The organism is Pandoraea sp. (assembly GCF_004297875.1).
Lineage (GTDB): Bacteria > Pseudomonadota > Gammaproteobacteria > Burkholderiales > Burkholderiaceae > Pandoraea.
On sequence record NZ_SCSK01000040.1, the window covers coordinates 62,358 to 78,073 of the forward strand.

16 protein-coding genes are annotated in these 15,716 nt (G+C 65.7%); 8 read left to right on the forward strand and 8 right to left on the reverse strand.

The features are described from left to right. Window position 1: 1 nt before the first annotated feature. The 4 genes from EPN80_RS12545 to EPN80_RS12560 all read left to right on the forward strand — a co-directional run bounded on the left by EPN80_RS12545 (window position 2) and on the right by EPN80_RS12560 (window position 5,267). Window positions 2-769 (forward strand): SDR family oxidoreductase, encoded by a 768-nt coding sequence (locus EPN80_RS12545; protein WP_293027535.1) that lies wholly within the window; start codon window positions 2-4, stop codon window positions 767-769. A 70-nt stretch (window positions 770-839) separates the two neighbouring features. Beyond that, window positions 840-1,847 carry an alcohol dehydrogenase catalytic domain-containing protein gene (locus EPN80_RS12550; RefSeq protein ID WP_293027538.1) on the forward strand — a complete coding sequence of 336 codons (1,008 nt, stop codon included), beginning with the start codon at window positions 840-842 and terminating at the stop codon, window positions 1,845-1,847. Window positions 1,848-2,040: 193 nt separating this feature from the next. Continuing rightward, window positions 2,041-3,819, forward strand: a complete 1,779-nt coding sequence (gene ggt / locus EPN80_RS12555) for a gamma-glutamyltransferase (protein WP_293027541.1) — start codon at window positions 2,041-2,043, stop codon at window positions 3,817-3,819. A 311-nt stretch (window positions 3,820-4,130) separates the two neighbouring features. Continuing rightward, a complete protein-coding gene (locus EPN80_RS12560; RefSeq protein ID WP_293027544.1) occupies window positions 4,131-5,267 on the forward strand; it encodes a class I SAM-dependent methyltransferase in 1,137 nt (378 codons plus the stop codon). Window positions 5,268-5,271: 4 nt separating this feature from the next. On the opposite strand, the gene EPN80_RS12565 is transcribed toward EPN80_RS12560, so the two are convergent. Together EPN80_RS12565 and EPN80_RS12570 are read right to left on the reverse strand one after the other, a co-directional pair. Further along, window positions 5,272-6,552, reverse strand: coding sequence for a TIGR03862 family flavoprotein (locus EPN80_RS12565; RefSeq protein ID WP_293027547.1), 1,281 nt, complete (start codon window positions 6,550-6,552; stop codon window positions 5,272-5,274). 12 nt (window positions 6,553-6,564) lie between these two features. After that, window positions 6,565-7,608, reverse strand: coding sequence for a LacI family DNA-binding transcriptional regulator (locus EPN80_RS12570; protein ID WP_293027549.1), 1,044 nt, complete (start codon window positions 7,606-7,608; stop codon window positions 6,565-6,567). A gap of 385 nt (window positions 7,609-7,993) precedes the next feature. On the opposite strand from EPN80_RS12570, the gene EPN80_RS12575 reads away from it, so the two are divergent. The 4 genes from EPN80_RS12575 (at window position 7,994) to EPN80_RS12590 (ending at window position 12,686) form a co-directional block, all read left to right on the forward strand. Continuing rightward, on the forward strand, window positions 7,994-9,346 hold the full coding sequence (locus EPN80_RS12575; protein WP_293027551.1) for a uracil-xanthine permease family protein: 1,353 nt from the start codon (window positions 7,994-7,996) through the stop codon (window positions 9,344-9,346). Window positions 9,347-9,427: 81 nt separating this feature from the next. Next, window positions 9,428-10,870, forward strand: a complete 1,443-nt coding sequence (locus EPN80_RS12580; RefSeq protein ID WP_293027554.1) for an amidohydrolase family protein — start codon at window positions 9,428-9,430, stop codon at window positions 10,868-10,870. Beyond that, window positions 10,867-11,595, forward strand: a complete 729-nt coding sequence (locus tag EPN80_RS12585; protein ID WP_293027557.1) for a sulfite exporter TauE/SafE family protein — start codon at window positions 10,867-10,869, stop codon at window positions 11,593-11,595. Before EPN80_RS12580 ends, EPN80_RS12585 begins: the two co-directional genes overlap by 4 nt. Further along, window positions 11,595-12,686 carry a porin gene (locus EPN80_RS12590; RefSeq protein WP_293027560.1) on the forward strand — a complete coding sequence of 364 codons (1,092 nt, stop codon included), beginning with the start codon at window positions 11,595-11,597 and terminating at the stop codon, window positions 12,684-12,686. Before EPN80_RS12585 ends, EPN80_RS12590 begins: the two co-directional genes overlap by 1 nt. A 76-nt stretch (window positions 12,687-12,762) precedes the next feature. On the opposite strand, the gene EPN80_RS12595 is transcribed toward EPN80_RS12590, so the two are convergent. From EPN80_RS12595 to EPN80_RS12620, 6 genes are all read right to left on the reverse strand, one after another. After that, the gene (locus EPN80_RS12595; RefSeq protein WP_293027562.1) at window positions 12,763-13,035 is read right to left on the reverse strand and encodes a hypothetical protein; all 273 of its coding nucleotides are present in this window, start codon (window positions 13,033-13,035) and stop codon (window positions 12,763-12,765) included. 14 nt (window positions 13,036-13,049) lie between these two features. Next, window positions 13,050-13,415 carry a type II toxin-antitoxin system VapC family toxin gene (locus tag EPN80_RS12600; protein ID WP_047215065.1) on the reverse strand — a complete coding sequence of 122 codons (366 nt, stop codon included), beginning with the start codon at window positions 13,413-13,415 and terminating at the stop codon, window positions 13,050-13,052. Next, window positions 13,409-13,627, reverse strand: a complete 219-nt coding sequence (locus tag EPN80_RS12605; RefSeq protein WP_293027566.1) for a ribbon-helix-helix protein, CopG family — start codon at window positions 13,625-13,627, stop codon at window positions 13,409-13,411. The genes EPN80_RS12600 and EPN80_RS12605 overlap by 7 nt, the downstream gene beginning before the upstream one ends. Before the next feature lie 74 nt (window positions 13,628-13,701). Further along, on the reverse strand, window positions 13,702-13,893 hold the full coding sequence (locus EPN80_RS12610; protein WP_293027569.1) for a hypothetical protein: 192 nt from the start codon (window positions 13,891-13,893) through the stop codon (window positions 13,702-13,704). A gap of 501 nt (window positions 13,894-14,394) precedes the next feature. Then, window positions 14,395-15,231, reverse strand: a complete 837-nt coding sequence (locus EPN80_RS12615; RefSeq protein ID WP_293027572.1) for an aldo/keto reductase — start codon at window positions 15,229-15,231, stop codon at window positions 14,395-14,397. A gap of 40 nt (window positions 15,232-15,271) precedes the next feature. Further along, a complete protein-coding gene (locus EPN80_RS12620) occupies window positions 15,272-15,589 on the reverse strand; it encodes a hypothetical protein (protein ID WP_293027581.1) in 318 nt (105 codons plus the stop codon). Window positions 15,590-15,716 lie beyond the last annotated feature (127 nt).

Below are 15,716 nucleotides of genomic sequence, written 5' to 3' on the forward strand. Positions count from 1 at the left end.
CATGAACCTACCGACACTGTTTGATCTGAGCGGGCGCACCGCGCTGGTCACCGGCGGCAACGCCGGCATCGGCGAGGCGATGGCTACCGCGCTCGGCCTGGCAGGCGCAAGCGTGGTGCTGCTCGCGCGCCGCGAGACCGAATTGGCGGCGGCGGCCGACCGCCTGCGGCAATCGCGCATCAAGGCCGACTACCTATGCGCCGATCTGGCTTCGGCCGACGGCGCGCGGGAAGGAGCCGAGCGCGCGCAGGCACGCGCCGGGCACATCGACATTCTGGTCAACGCGGCCGGCATCAATCTGCGCCAGCCGTTTGCCGAAGTCACGCCGCAAGCCTGGCAGCAGCAACTGGCGCTGCATCTGGGCGCGCCGTTTTTCCTCACGCAGGCGCTGGCGCCGGCGATGCGCGAGCGCGGCTGGGGGCGCATTATCAATCTTGCCTCGCTGCAGTCGTATCGCGCCTTCGGCGATAGCACCCCCTATGGCGCCGCGAAAGGGGGTGTTCTCCAACTGACGCGTGCGATCGCGCAGGCGTGGTCCCCTCATGGCATCACCTGCAATGCGATCGGTCCGGGCTTTTTCCCCACGGCGCTGACCGCGCCGGTATTCAACGACCCGCAGCTGTCGCAGCGGCACGCGGCCCAGACCTGCATCGGCAGAAACGGTGCGCTCGAAGACCTGTACGGCGTGACGCTGTTCCTGGCCAGCGACGCTTCGGCCTATATCACCGGTCAGACGATCATGGTCGACGGCGGCTACACGGCGAGATGATCGACCTGCCGCGGGTTGCATCGCATGAAGACTTTGTTTGCATTGGATTGACGCAAAAGAGAACACACCTATGAAAGCTTTGGTCTACACGCAGCCCAACGAAGTCGCGGTGCAAGAGCGGCCCTATCCGGCGTTGGCCGCCGGCGAGGTGATCCTGAAAATCGACGCGGTCGGCATTTGCGGCTCCGACATGCACGCCTATCACGGTCACGACCCGCGCCGCCAGCCGGGCCTGGTGCTGGGGCACGAGCTGGCCGGCACGATCGTCGAGAGCGCCGTGCCGGCATGGCCGGTGGGGCGGCGCGTGAGCGCCAACCCGCTGATCACTTGCGGCGTATGCGCGTACTGCGTGCAGGGACGCGACAACCTCTGCACCAATCGCACCATGGTCGGCATGACGCGGCCTGGCGCGTTTGCCGAATATATGGCGATTCCGGCGGCGAGCCTGATCGACATTCCGCAGGACATGCCGGCGCTCAAGGCGGCCGTGACCGAGCCCGCGGCCACCGCGCTGCATGCGATCAACCTGTCGATGCGCGCGTTCGCACGTCCGCTGCCCGAGACCCGTACGCTGGTCATCGGCGGCGGCGCGATCGGGCTGCTGGCGGCACTGCTGCTGCGCTCGTATGGCTGCCGCCATGTCGCGATGGCCGAGGTCAATCCGCTGCGCCGCGCCTCGGCGCAGCAGCATGCGGGCTGCCTCGCCTTCAATCCGCTCGACACCCCGGCCGAGGAGAGCGCCTACGACTATGTGATCGATGCGGTCGGCGCCAAGCCCACGCGGGCCGCCGCGCTGCAGGCGGTCAAGCCGGGCGGCGTGGTGATGCACATCGGCTTGCAGGACTGGGCCAGCGAGATCGACATGCGCAAATTGACGCTCGCCGAAATCACCCTGATGGGGACGTACACCTACTCGACCGCCGACCTGCGCGCCACCGTACAGGCGATCTACGAAGGCGCTTTCGGCGACCTGAGCTGGGTCGAGTCGCGCCGGCTGGAGGCAGGGCCCGCCGCCTTCGCCGATCTCGATCAGGGGCGCGCCGCGTCCAGCAAACTGGTGCTGCTGCCTCACGCCTGAGGGGGTGCGCGCCATGACGCGGGCGGCATCGGTTGGGCCGCCGCCCCGGTGACTTGGCAGAACGATCCTTTTCTTCTCGCAGTAAAACTTGCGGATGGTCGTGTATGATTTTCCTGCGCCGACAACAATAAACAAGTCGTGGGGAAATCGGGGACCCATCTGGACGTTACCGCAAGAAGAACAGGAGAAGGCCATGTCATTCATGCAACACCTGCGATCCCTCATTCGTCTGTCCTGCCGGGTAAAGCTGTCGCCCCGGTTTTTGGCAGTCTTTGCCGCATTGGTGCTGGCGCAGGCCGCCCATGCGGTTGCGCCGCCGCCGGCCTATGGCAGGCATGGCATGGTGGTGACGACTCAACATCTGGCCACCGAAGTCGGCCTGAAAATCCTGAAGGAGGGCGGCAACGCCATCGATGCGGCGGTTGCTGTGGGCTATACGCTGGCGGTGGTCGATCCGTGCTGCGGCAATATCGGCGGCGGCGGTTTCATGACCTTGCATCTGGCCGATGGCCGCAACATTTTTGTCAATTTCCGCGAGCGTGCGCCGCTCAAGGCTACCCGTGACATGTACCTGGACGCCAAGGGCAACGTGGTGCCGGGGCGCAGCACGCGCGGCTACCTCGCGGTGGGCGTGCCGGGTACGGTGATGGGGCTCGATACGGTGCTGCGCGAATACGGCACGATGACCCGCCAACAGGTGATGGCGCCGGCGATCGGGTTGGCCGAACATGGTTTCGTTCTGCAGCGCGGCGACGTCGACATCATGACCGGCAGCGGCAAACAGGGCGATCTCGATGCGCTGCGCGGGCCGAGCAAGCTGTTTGCGCAAGAGCCGAACATCGCGGCGATCTTCCTCAAGCACGGCAAGCCTTATCAGGTCGGCGATCGCCTGGTGCAGACCAATCTGGCGCACACCTTGCGCCTGATCGAAAAGGACGGCGCCAAGGCGTTTTATAAGGGGCCGATCGCCGACGCGATCGTCAAGGCGAGCAACGAGCACGGCGGCATTTTGAGCAAGGCCGACTTCGAAAACTATTTCGTCGAACAAACCAAGCCCGTCGAATGCGATTATCACGGCTACCACGTGATCTCGGCGCCGCCGCCAAGCTCGGGCGGCACCACGCTGTGCGAGATCCTGAATATCATCGAGCCGTATCCGCTGGCCAAAATGGGCTTTCACTCGGCCGCCGCCACCCATGTGATGGTCGAGGCGATGCGTCACGCCTATGTCGATCGCAACACCTTGCTGGGCGATCCCGATTATGTGAAGGCGCCGATCGCGCGCCTGATTTCGAAGGACTATGCGGCGCGGATTCGCGCGTCCATCAAGCCTGACCAGGCCACGCCGTCGAGCGAGGTCAAGCAGGGCGTGGCGCCGCACGAAGGCACCAATACCACGCACTTCTCGATCGTCGACGACAAGGGCAATGCGGTGTCCACCACGTACACCATCAACAATTATTTCGGCGCGAACGTGATGGCCGGCAATACGGGCTTTTTCCTCAACGACGAAATGGACGACTTCACCTCGAAGGTCGGCGTGCCGAACCTTTATGGCCTGATCCAGGGCGAGAACAACGCAATCGCGCCGGGCAAGCGGCCGCTGAGCTCGATGACGCCGAGCATCGCCACCAAGGACGGCAAGCTGTTCATGGTATTCGGCAGCCCGGGCGGGTCGCGCATCATCACGATCGCGCTGGAAGTTTTCTCGGACGTGGTCGACTACGGCATGAATGTGCAGGAGGCGGTCGATGCGCCGCGCTTCCATCACCAATGGCAGCCCGACGTGATTCAGTATGAGCCTTACGCGTTCTCGCAGGACACCATCGACAAGCTCAAGGCCATGGGGTATCACTTCAAGGCGTACGGGCCGTGGGGCGCGGCCGAAGCGATCGTGGTCGATCCGGCCACCGGCATGCTGACCGGCGGCACCGACCAGCGCCACCCGGCGGGCGCGGCGATGGGCTACTGAGCCCGAGTCCGACCGATCGCGGCAACAGGCGCCCAAGCATTCATGCTTGGGCGTTTTTCACGAATGCCGCAAAGCATGGCGACGACGCCCGCCCGGCGGGTCGGGCGCAAAGGTATACACAGCCGCGCCAAAAGCCTCTACAGTGGGCGCCGTTGTGCGCGTGCGCCGCGGGAGTACCCGGCTTCCTCCCGGTCGCTCGCTGCCGCAGCCCCTTTTCTGGAATTCCCGATGTTGATCATCACTCCATTCGTTGCCCCGATTTCCCGCCAGCATGGCTGGCACCCGCTGACCTGGCGCATGCGAGGTGCATCATGACCACGACCGACACCGCGACGATCGCCTGGACCGAGGACGGTCAGGCGCGTTCGGCCCGCTGGCGCGCCGAGGGCGGCATGCCGCCGCCCAAGCGGGTGGTGGTCGCCGACGACCGCATGACAGCGGACGCCGCTTTCCGGCTGGCCAGCGAAGGCACGGCGCTGTTGTGGCGCGGCGACTTCCAGAACGCACGCCAACTCTTGCAAGCGTTGGCGCGTCGTGTCGATCACAAGCCTCGCAAGGCGGCCAAAGTGCCGTCGTCGCTGACCGAAGCGTTTCACTGGCAGCGTCAGGCGCAGTCGCAGCGCGCCCGTACCTTGGGCATGCTGTTGATCCCGTTCGAGAGCGGCCACCGCATTCCATTGCGCCGCGCGCCCGACGTCATGCTGGCGTGCGAGGAGGCCTACGGGGCGGCACCGGAACCATATGTTGCATCGCTGCGCGAGTTGCAGGGCATCATCGGCGCGCACGAGTGGCGCAAGAAGGGGGTCGAGGTTCCGGCCCTGGATGGGCGCATTCATCCGCACTATGGGGTGTTTTCCCCGATCCGCGGCGAGTACGTCGAACTGGTGGCCACGGCGCCCTTGCCGGCGCGCACGCTGGCGTTCGACATCGGCACCGGCACGGGAGTGCTGGCCGCCGTGCTGGCGCGCCGTGGCGTGGCCAGCGTGATCGCGACCGACCAGCAGCCGCGGGCGCTTGCCTGCGCGCGCGAGAACATCGAGCGGCTGGGCTTGACTCAACAGGTCTCGGTGCTCGAGGCCGATCTGTTTCCGCCCGGCCGGGCACCGCTGATCGTCTGCAATCCGCCCTGGCTCCCGGCCCGGCCCAGTTCGCCGCTGGAGTCCGCCGTGTACGACCCCGACAGCCGCATGCTGCGCGGCTTCCTGGCGGGCCTGGCGGCGCACCTGAGCCCGGGAGGCGAAGGCTGGCTGATTCTCTCGGATCTGGCCGAGCATCTTGGCCTGCGCACGCGCGATGAATTACTGGCGGCCATTGCGGCGGCCGGCCTGAAGGTGCTCGGCAGGATCGACACCCGGCCGCACCACCCGCGTGCCGCCGACGCGAGCGACCCGCTGCACGCCGCACGGGCCGCGGAGATAACCTCGCTGTGGCGCCTGGCGGCGCAATAGAGGGTCAGCGGCCGGCCAAATAGGCCAGGACTCCCTCACCGGCGACCACCCCGCTGGCGAAGCAGGCGCTCAGCAGGTAACCGCCGGTCGGCGCTTCCCAGTCGAGCATTTCGCCGGCGCAAAACACGCCCGGCATGTGCTTGATCATCAGGTGCGCATCGAGCGCCTCGAGCGCGACGCCGCCCGCGCTGCTGATGGCCTCGGCGATCGGGCGCGGGCGCAGCAAGCGGATCGGCAACGCCTTGATGCCTCGCGCCAGGCGAGCCGGGTCGGCGAATGCATCCCTGGATAGACACTCGCGCAGCAGCCCGGCCTTGACGCCGGCGATGCCGAGCCGGCTTTGCAGATGGCTGGACCACGAACGCGCGCCGCGCGGATGCGAGACTTCGCGCATGACGCGCTCCTGCGGGACATCCGGGAGCAAATCCATCAGGACCTCGGCCGAGCCATTGGCGGCAATAAGGTCGCGGATCGGGGCCGAGAGCGCGTAGATCAGGCTGCCTTCGAGACCGGTGGCGCTCGCCACGCATTCGCCGCGCCGCGCAACGACGCCGCCGTCGAGTGCGGTGACGCTGAGTGCCACCGTCTTGAGCGGGGCGCCGGCGAAGCGGGCCTGGAAGTGGTCGCTCCAGTCGGCGTCGAAACCGCAGTTGGCCGGCCGCAGCGGTACCACGGGCACGCCGCGTTGTGCCAGGCGCGGCACCCACGCGCCGTCCGAGCCCAGGCGCGGCCAGCTGGCGCCGCCCAGGGCCAGCACCACGGCGTCGGCATGCCGCGTGCATTCGCCTTCGGGCACAGCAAAACGCAGCGCGATCGCGCCTTCGTTGCCGCCCGCGGGGTTGTCGCTAGTGTCCCAGCCGATCCAGCGATGCCGCATGTGAAATTGCACTTGCGCGCCGCGCAGCCGGTGCAGCCACGCGCGCAGCAGCGGCGCGGCTTTCATGTCGGTCGGAAAAACGCGCCCGGAGGTGCCGACGAAGGTCGCTACGCCGAGCTCGTGCGCCCAGGCGCGCAGCGCCTGCGGGTCGAAGCGCGCGAGCCACGGCGCGAGGTCATCGCGTCGTGCGCCGTAGCGCGCCAGAAACGGCGCCATCGGCTCGCTATGGGTGAGGTTCAGGCCGCCGCGGCCGGCCATCAGAAACTTGCGCCCGACCGACGGCATCGCGTCGTACAGGTCGACGCGCGCGCCGCCCGCGGCAAGCGTTTCGGCAGCCATCAGGCCGGCCGGGCCGCCGCCGATCACGGCGACGCAACGGGGCGCGAGCGCGCTCGAGACTCGACTCATGGGGTGCTCCGTTTACCGCGCGGGCGAGCGCTTGCGCGTTTTGGCCGACGAAGCGCGCGCGACCAGTTCCGGGGCGGGCGGCGTCATGTGCCGGAGCTGGGTGTCGCCGCCCAAATGTTCGAACAGCAGCTGCACGCCGAGCGAGGCGACCGCGTCCAGATGCAGATTGACCGCCGTGAGCGCCGGCGTACTGGTGCGCGCGCGCAGGCCGTCGTAACGGGTGACGAGCTTGATGTCGTCGGGCACCCGCAAGCCGTGTTCGGCGATCGCCTGGAGCGCGCCCACGGCGAACGCGTCGACGGTGACGTACAGCCCGTCGATGTCCGGGTATTGCCGCAGCAATTCCGCGCAACGATCGTGCCCGGCCTGCTCGCCGCCGGCTTCGTCGGCCATGGAGATGCGCGGGCTCATGCCATGGGCTTCGCAAAACGCGCGATACGCAAGATCGGCCTCGACATAGGAATTGCGTCGCTGCGCGCCGATCAGCAGCGCGATGCGCCGCGCGCCCTGCGCCCACAGATGGGAGAGCAGCAACTGCGTGGTGGCGGCCGATTGCAGGTCGACGTACGGCACCGGGTCGTCGGCAGGCTGGCGCCCGATCGAAACCACCGGCAGCCGCCGGCTTTGCAGGTGCGCCACGTTAAGGTCATCGTCGGTGGGTTCGATCACGATCGCCCCGTCGATGTCGAGTCGCTCCAGCGGCAGTTGATTGCCCTGCATCGGCGGCACCAGGATCAGTGCGAGGCCGCGCGTGAGTGCGGAGGCAGCGGCCACCGCCGCGATCTCCATCAGAAAACCCAGGCGCGAGGCGCCGCCCGCCACCTCGAACGGCATCGACGAGAGCAACGCGATGGTTTGCGCCTCGCCGGTGCGCAGGCGCTGCGCGCGCATGTTGGGCCGATAGCCGAGCGCCTGCGCCGAAGCCTTGACCCGCTCGCGGGTTTGCGGATCGACGTAGCCGCGCTCATTGAGCGCATGCGAGACCGTCGTGGGCGAGACGCCGGCGTGGCGGGCAACGTCGAGAATGGTCGGGCGGCGGGGGGCGGAAGATGGCATCGATCGGCAAGGGTTGGACAAAGAGGGCGGCGAGCACGCCACTGACAGAGGCCCGAGGCCAGCGGCTAGGGAAAATCCTGAGTCGCGCCGCCTCGGTTCGCCGCGCACCGCGCAAAGCTTACCTTTGCGGGGCGCTGGAGGCAATTATGCCGACGCATGCGCGTCCGGGTTTCGATAGACCATCGCAAAAGTATCTTGACAGTGCTGTTTTGATGAACAAGTATACATATCAAATCGTTTTGGGATCGGCGATTATTTTTTTTAATTCCATCCCAAATCGTTTTGGGGTTGCGCGACCAGGAGGGCGGCGCAACGCACCGAACCCGCTGAGGGCGGCTAGGCGCGGCAATACAGACCGGCGCCGGAGCGCCATGGAGACACAAGCATGACAAATGAAAAAACGACGGCCGATCCGGTCGATGAACGGCTGCCCTGGACCCGGCTGGCGCTGCTCGGATTGCAGCACGTGCTGGTGGTGGCGGCCTCGCCGATCACTTCGGTATTCCTGGTGGCCAAGGCGCTGGGCTTGCCCGAGACGCTGATCGTCAACCTGATCGGCGCGACTTTCCTGGTGTGTGGTCTCGGAACGCTGCTGCAGTCGTTCGGCGTCGGGAAGTTCGGCGCGCGCCTGCCGTTCGTGATGGTGCCGGGCGGCGCGCCGGTCATCATGTTCGTGCTGATCGCGCGGCAGACCGATCTGCCGACCGCGGCGGGCGCGGTCATTCTGACCAGCCTGTTCTATTTCGCGGTGCTGCCGGTGTTTGCCCGTTGCCTGAAGTTTTTCCCGCGCGTGGTGATCGGCACCATGCTGATCCTGGTGGCGGTCAATCTGATCAAGATCTATGGCTCGATCATCGTCGGGCGGGCCGGCACGCCCGGCTTCGCCGAGCCGTTGAATATCGGCCTGGCGGTCGCGACGATTGCCTTTACCGTGGGCTTTGCGAAGATTCTGCGCGGCATCGGCGGGCAATTGGCGGTATTGCTCGGCCTGCTGGCGGGCGCCGCGCTCAGTGCGGTGCTCGGCGTCATGCCGCTGGGTGGCGTGGCACACGGTGCATTGCTCAGCCTGCCCAGGCCGCTGCCGTTCGGCTGGCCGCATTTCAATCTGGCCGCGACCGTGCCGCTGCTGATCTTCAGCGTGATCTCGATGGCCGAGGCCACCGGCCAGACGGTGGCGATTGCCGAGGTCGTCGGCAAGGAAATCGACATACGCGACCAGGTGCCCCGCACGATTCGCGGCGATGCGCTGATGTCGTTGCTGGGCGGCATCTTCGGCACCTCGCTGATCATCACCAGCAGCGAGAACATCGGCATCGTGCAAGCCACCGGCGTGCGCTCGCGCTACGTCACGGCGGCCGCCGGCGTGTTCCTGGTCATCATCGCCCTGTGCGCGCCGCTGGCGCGGCTGGCCAGCGTGATCCCGGCGCCGGTGGTTGGCGGTACCGCCCTGATCGTGTTCGCGATCATCGGCGTGATGGGGGTCAATCTGCTGCGCGCCGTGGAACTGCGCGAGCACGCCAATATGTACATCCTCGCCGCGGCGCTGACGATGGGGCTGCTGCCGATCCTGGTGCCCGGGCTCTATTCGAAATTCCCCTCGAGCCTGCAAGTCGTGCTGGGCAACGGCCTGGCCATGGGCGCGGTGACCGCGGTTCTGGTGAATATCCTGTTTCATCACTTGCGGCGCTATCGCGCCGCGAGTCCTTCCCTGGCGAGCGAGGCGAAAAAAGCTTCGTAATCCATCGTAATACGCCTCACGATGCCGCCGGTGCGAACGTCTGGCCGGCGCAATGAGTTCGACACACGCAGGAACGCTTTCATGCACTTATCGATACCTACCAAGAATGGCGCACCGGACGGTTTGCGCGCGCCGGAAATGCTGCTGTTGCCCGAATGGCTGCTGTTGCCCGAGGGGCCGGTGCGCGAGCACGCGGTGGTCGTCAGCGGCGGCAAATTCCATGCCGTCGGTCCGGCCGCCGAGGTCGCCGCCGCGCATCCGGGGCTGCATGCCCGGCGCCTGCCCGGGCGGCTGATGATGCCGGGCTTCGTCGATGCGCACCACCATCTGACGCAATCGTTCGGCAAGGCGCTGGCATTTGGCGAACCCTCGGAGATCTACCGCCGCATCTGGGTCCCGATGGAGCACTGCCTGGATGAAAGGATGCTGACGCTGTCGAGCAGGCTGGCGGCGTGGGAGGCCCTGCGGGGCGGCTTCACGACGGTTTGCGATGCCGGCACGCGCTCGCCCGGCAGCGTGAGCGCGATTGCCGCCGCATGCCGCGAGGTGGGCCTGCGTTGCGTGCTCGGCCTGATTTGCAATGATCTCGCCGACGGACAGCCGCAGCGGCCGCGCGATGCCGTGATGGCGGCCGCCGAGGCGCATCTGGCGCGCTGGGCGAGCGATGCGCTGGTGCGGCCGTCGCTGGCGATCTCGGTGCCGGAGGCTGCTACCGACGGCACGCTGCATGCGGTGGCGGCACTGTGCCGCGAAGCGGGCGCGATGTTCCAGACGCATATCAACGAGCACCTGGCTTCGGTCGAGCGTTCGCTGGTGCAGCGCCGCCTGCGCCCGCTCGAGCTGCTCGCGCAGGTCGGTGCGCTCGGCCCCCAAACGCTGCTGGCGCACGCCAGCCTGGTGACGCCCGGCGAGCTGAATTTGCTGCGCGACAGTGGCGCGGCGGTCAGCTACAACCCGGTGGCCAGCCAGTGGAAGGGCAATGCGGTGGCCCCGGCGCTGCAGATGAGCGCGCTGGGCATCCGTCTTGGCCTGGGCACCGACGGCACGCGCAGTGACGCGTTTCGCCTGATGGACGCGGCCGAAGCCGCACAGCGTCTGAGCTACGGTCTGGCGGCGGGTGATTCGTCGTGCGGCGGCGGCGCGCTGTGGCTGGCGCTGGCCACAGCGGGTGGCGCGAACGCCGCAGGGCTTGGTGCGACGACCGGCAGGATCGCCCCGGGGCATTGCGCCGATTTCCTGTTGGTCGATCTGGACGTGCCCGAGATGCTGCCGTCGTGGGATCTGTCGTGGGAACTGGTGCGGCTGGCCAATCGCTCGCAGATCGAAGCGGTGTTCGTCGCGGGCGATCTGCGCCTGTGGCAGGGATGGCCGCTCGACTGGGACGGCGCGGCGCTGATGGCCGAGGCGGCCGAGGCGGCGCGCGCGGTGATTGCCCAGGCGCCTATCCAGAAGGTGCACGGGGCGCTGCCGGCAGGCGGGCACCATGCCCCGACACTTGCGGTGTCGCCGGAGGTGTCGCGATGAGTTTGCCGTTTTTCGCATTCATGTCATTGATCGTGGCTGTCGCGGCGCTCGTGCAGGGCACGGTCGGTGTCGGCTTCGCGCTGATCGTCGCGCCCGTGGTCGGGCTGCTTGAGCCGCAACTGCTGCCGGTGACTTTGCTCATATTGATGTTGCCGCTCAATTTCTATGTCTGCTGGCGGGAGCACCCGCAACTCGACAAAGGCGGCGCCACGTGGATCACCGCGGGCCGCTCGGTCGGCGCGCTCGGCGGCCTGTGGATCATTGCCAGGATGTCGCAGCACGACTTGAACCTGCTGATCGGCGTGTCGACCATCCTGGCGGTCTTGGCTACGCTGTACGTGCCATCGTTCACGCCAGGGCGCAAGTCGTTCGTCACCGCCGGACTCATTACCGGCGTAACCGAGACCGCTACCGGAATTGGCGGTCCGGCTCTCGCATTGGTGTTCCAGCATCACCGCGCGCCCATCCTCCGCTCGACCATTGCTCTGTGCTTCGCCCTTGGTGAGCTGATTTCGCTGGCCTTACTGCTGGCCGCCGGCCACGTCACGCTGACGTTGGCCTTGCAAGCCGCGGCGCTGATTCCAGCCGTTTTCGTCGGCGCCACGGTAAGCCGGCTGGTCCATCACCGGCTCGACGATCGCCTGATGCGCTCGTGCGTGCTGGGTTTCGCATTGATCTCGGGCGTTCTGATTCTTATCCAAACCTTGTTTTCGGGGAGCATGTAATGAAGCGAACGATGGTGTGGTCACTGGTGTTGTCGGGGCTGGCCCTGCCGACACTGGCGCTGGCGCAAAGCAATGTCACGCTGTACGGCAGTCTGGACGCGGGCGTCGGGTATGTCAGCAACCTGCGCGGCAACTCGGCGTTCATCGCCGAGCAGGGCACTTACCGGGCCGATCACTGGGGCCTGCGCGGCTCGGAGGATCTTGGCGGCGGGCGCCGGGCGCTGTTCAGGCTGGAATCGGGCTTTTCGACGATCACCGGCAATCTGGCCAGCGCCGGCGTGCTGTTCAACCGGGAAGCGTTTGTCGGTCTGGCCGATGCGCGGCTCGGCACCCTCACGCTCGGGCGTCAGACCGACTGGAATTTCGAGTGGCTGGGGCGGCTTTCCTCGGCGCAGATCATCGGCAATTTTTCGGTGTTCCACCCGGGCAATATCGATGGCCTGGCCAACACGGTACCGGTCGAGGTATCGAACGCCGTCAAATATCGCAGTCCGAATCTTGGCGGCTTGACGCTTGGCGCGATGTATAGCTTCAGCAACCGGGCGGGCGCCAACACCACGGCCGGCTACAGCCTTGCGGCGAAGTATGCGAGCGGCCCGCTCAGGGCGGCGGCGGCCTACTCCAATTACAACGACCGGCCGCTGAATCTGGCGGGCGGATTGGGCTTGACCGAGTTCGCCGGCCAGGCACTCGCGCCGGGCAGTCTGTTCGTGGCGGACAACGTCAAGATCGCCGGCGCCGGCGCCGCCTATCTGTGGGGGCGCTGGACTTTTCACGCGCTGGCGACGGATGTGCGCATTTCAGCCAACCAGCAGCGCAGCAGCTATGTCGCGCTCGACGGCGGCGCCAACTACCAGCTCACGCCGGCCGATACGCTCGGCGCCGGCGTGTCGTCGACGCATTTCGCCGGCAAGCGCTGGACCCAACTCAGCGTGCAGGACGTCTATGCGTTTTCCAAACGCACGCAGTTCTACGCGAGCGTTCTCTATGAACGCGCCTCGGCCAATGCGGTTGCCGACATCACCGGTATCGGCCCTGCCTCCGGGGCGAACCAGACGGTCGTGCTAAGCGGCATTCACCACTCGTTCTGAAAACGGCTCCTCCGGTGCCGCTTGCCGCCCGCGCGATTGCCGGCACCGTTAGACCTTCGTGATGCGAAGGTCTTTTTTATTTGAGCATCCGTATTTCGTGGTTGAAACGAGTCGGATTTTGTCTTCCTCTATCAGCCGTGCCAGTGCTGTTATCGCGTTGGCGTTTGAGCAGGACAAAGCGGTCGTGCATCAGCCCGCGGCGCAGCTCCAGCGCTTCGGTTGCGCACATCAGACCGCGACGCATGCCTGCAAGCTCGTCCCGATCATCAGGATCGACATCGTCCATATTAACGGGCACTTTCGGCAAGAGCACATTCCCTGCGCTGTCAAAGAGATCTCGCCGTTTCATGTTTCCCTTGTTTCCTACACTTTGTATGGGACTCGAACGCCCGGTTCGTCAGCCGGAAAATCCTTTGTATTGCGCGAAACGAGCAACAGCGAATGCACTTGCGCCGTTGCCCAGATGATGGCGTCAGGAAGACGAACTCGCCTTGCCTTGCGGATTTCAACCGCGCGATTTGCTATGGCACTGTCAACTGCAATAACGTCGAATGAGCCGAGCCACGATCGAATGGCTTTCTCTTCCTCGGTGGAAGCACCAACAAGAACTTCCATCCACGTAATCGTGCTGATGGCACGATATTCGTAGCGCCCCAACTCCTTCTTTGCAGCGCTTATACCGCCGAGGTAGTCGATGAGAACATTCGTGTCAAACAGCGCTTTTACCATTCCGAGCGAAGCTCCTGCTGGTATGTCAGGCCATCGACCTTTTTGCTCTTCCACAATCCGAATACATCAGTACCAAGCGTGCGTTTGCGTTGCGCGATGTATGCCTCGATGGCGTCACGGATAACGGCCGCTCGAGGGCGTTGCTCCGACTCCACAATCACCGCCAACTCCTCCACCTGCGAATCAGGCAGATCAACCAAGATTCGGCTCATTGTCACACCCAAATTTCATGATATATATATCGTATATCACATCGCAACGAGATGCAAGGTTATCCTTGCCACAGTTATTGGCTGCGAGCATTCGTAGTGTGACCCCTAAAATCATCGCTCGGTCCTGCCTCATTCCCCGAGGTCGATCCCGGCGATCGCATCGGCTGCTCCTGCTCCGACACGTCCAGATACGCGGCCACGTGATCGAGGTAGGCATGCCCCAATAGAATCTGTACGGTTTCGAGCGAATGCCCGTTGGCGATCAACCGGGTTGCGAACGTCCTCCGCCCGGAATGACTGCTGTACTCCTGCCTGGCCCTGCGGCCCGATACAGACCAGTGACGTAGCTTTGCAGACTATATGCGGCCCAATATCCCTGGGCTCGCCGGCAAGGCTGACACGACGCTTCCGACTCATCTCGAACGGTCCACCCTTCTGGGTCAAGAGGAGCCTTGAGCGCGGCATCAGACCACGGTACTCGCGGCGATCCAGCGACACGCCATGCCCATGGCGGTATCGCCACCCGACATAGCGATCAAACGCTTCAACGGCCTTCAGATGCGAGAGAAAAAGCGCTTGGCGCTCCTGTCCAGCGTAACCCGCGTGACGCCTCGTTTCCTCGGAAGAACGGACACAACCACCCGGCACTCGGCACCAGACGCTCATCATCCATCGCACAATACGATTTCGTGATGGACCGCAGCGCCCTAAAATCAACCGCGAAATACGATGTTCAGCCAGGCGTCTGGATTGTCGTGTGTCCTCGGCTACAGCATCTCGAGCGGGCGTTTGCGCTTGGGCGGTGCGAACGCCTGGTCGAGCGCCTGCAGTTCTTCGGCGCTCAGAACGATGTCGCCTGCGCCGGCGTTCTCGCGCACGTGCTCGGGCCGGCCCGCCTTGGGGATCGCGATGACACCCGGGCGCGACAGCACCCAGGCCAGCGCGACTTGCATGGCCGTGCAACCGTGCGCGTCGGCAATCGATGCGAGCGCGCCGCGCGCCGGCAGGCGGGCCTGTTCGAGCGGACTATAGGCCATGATGGGCATGCGATGTTCGCGTTGCCACGGCAGCAGATCGAATTCCGGCCCGCGCCGGCTCAGGTTGTAGAGCACCTGGTTGGTCGTGCACCGCGCGCCGCCCGGCGTCGCGAACAGTTCTTGCATGTCGTCGGTATCGAAGTTGCTCACGCCCCAGTAGCGGATCTTGCCGGCCTGCTGCAACGCCTCGAAGCCGGCGATGGTTTGCGCCAGCGGTTCTTCGCCGCGCCAGTGCAGCAGATACAGGTCGATGCGGTCGGTGCGCAGGCGCTCGAGGCTGCGCTCGCAGGCCTGGATCACCCCTTTGCGACTGGCGTTGAACGGATACACCTTGCTGACCAGGAAGACTTCGTCGCGCAGTCCGTCGAGCGCCTCGCCGACGAGCTCCTCGGTCTTGCCCTCGCCGTACATCTCGGCGGTGTCGATCAGCCTCATGCCGAGCGACACGCCCAGGCGCAATGCGTCGATCTCGGTGGCACGCCGCGCGGGGCGCTCGCCGAGCATCCAGGTGCCCTGGCCGAGTGCCGGCACGGCAGTGCCGTCCGGCAACACAATAGATGGTTTCATGGCAATCTCCAGCGATGGGTTTGGCTCGGCGCGCAACGCATTACGTGCCCTCGCGCTCGGGCAGTTCGATCGACAGCAAGGCAAAGCTGTACGACTTGCCGTGCGCATCGAGCGCCAGCGAGCGCGTGACGCCGCCGGCCAGCGCGCGCTCGAGCACGAAGTTCAGGGCGCCGATGCCGGGCAGCGCGTAGCGCACCACCTTGCCCGCCACCAGGCCGGCCAGGTGGGCGCGTACCCGCTCGGCGCTCAGATGCTGCTCCAGCCACGGGTAGTCTTCGGCGCGGTAGGCGATTACCGAGATGCAGGAAATGTCGCCTTTGTCGCCGGCCCGCGCATGAGCGATATCGTGCAGTCGCATGTCATAACTTGTATGGATGCCTCCCGGCGATAGGTAGTAACCCGCATCGTGTTGTGAAGAAGTCGGCTGCTGCCTTGTATCCGGCCTAGTGTGTGGATCGATGGGTTGCCCCGCTCGGCCACTGGCC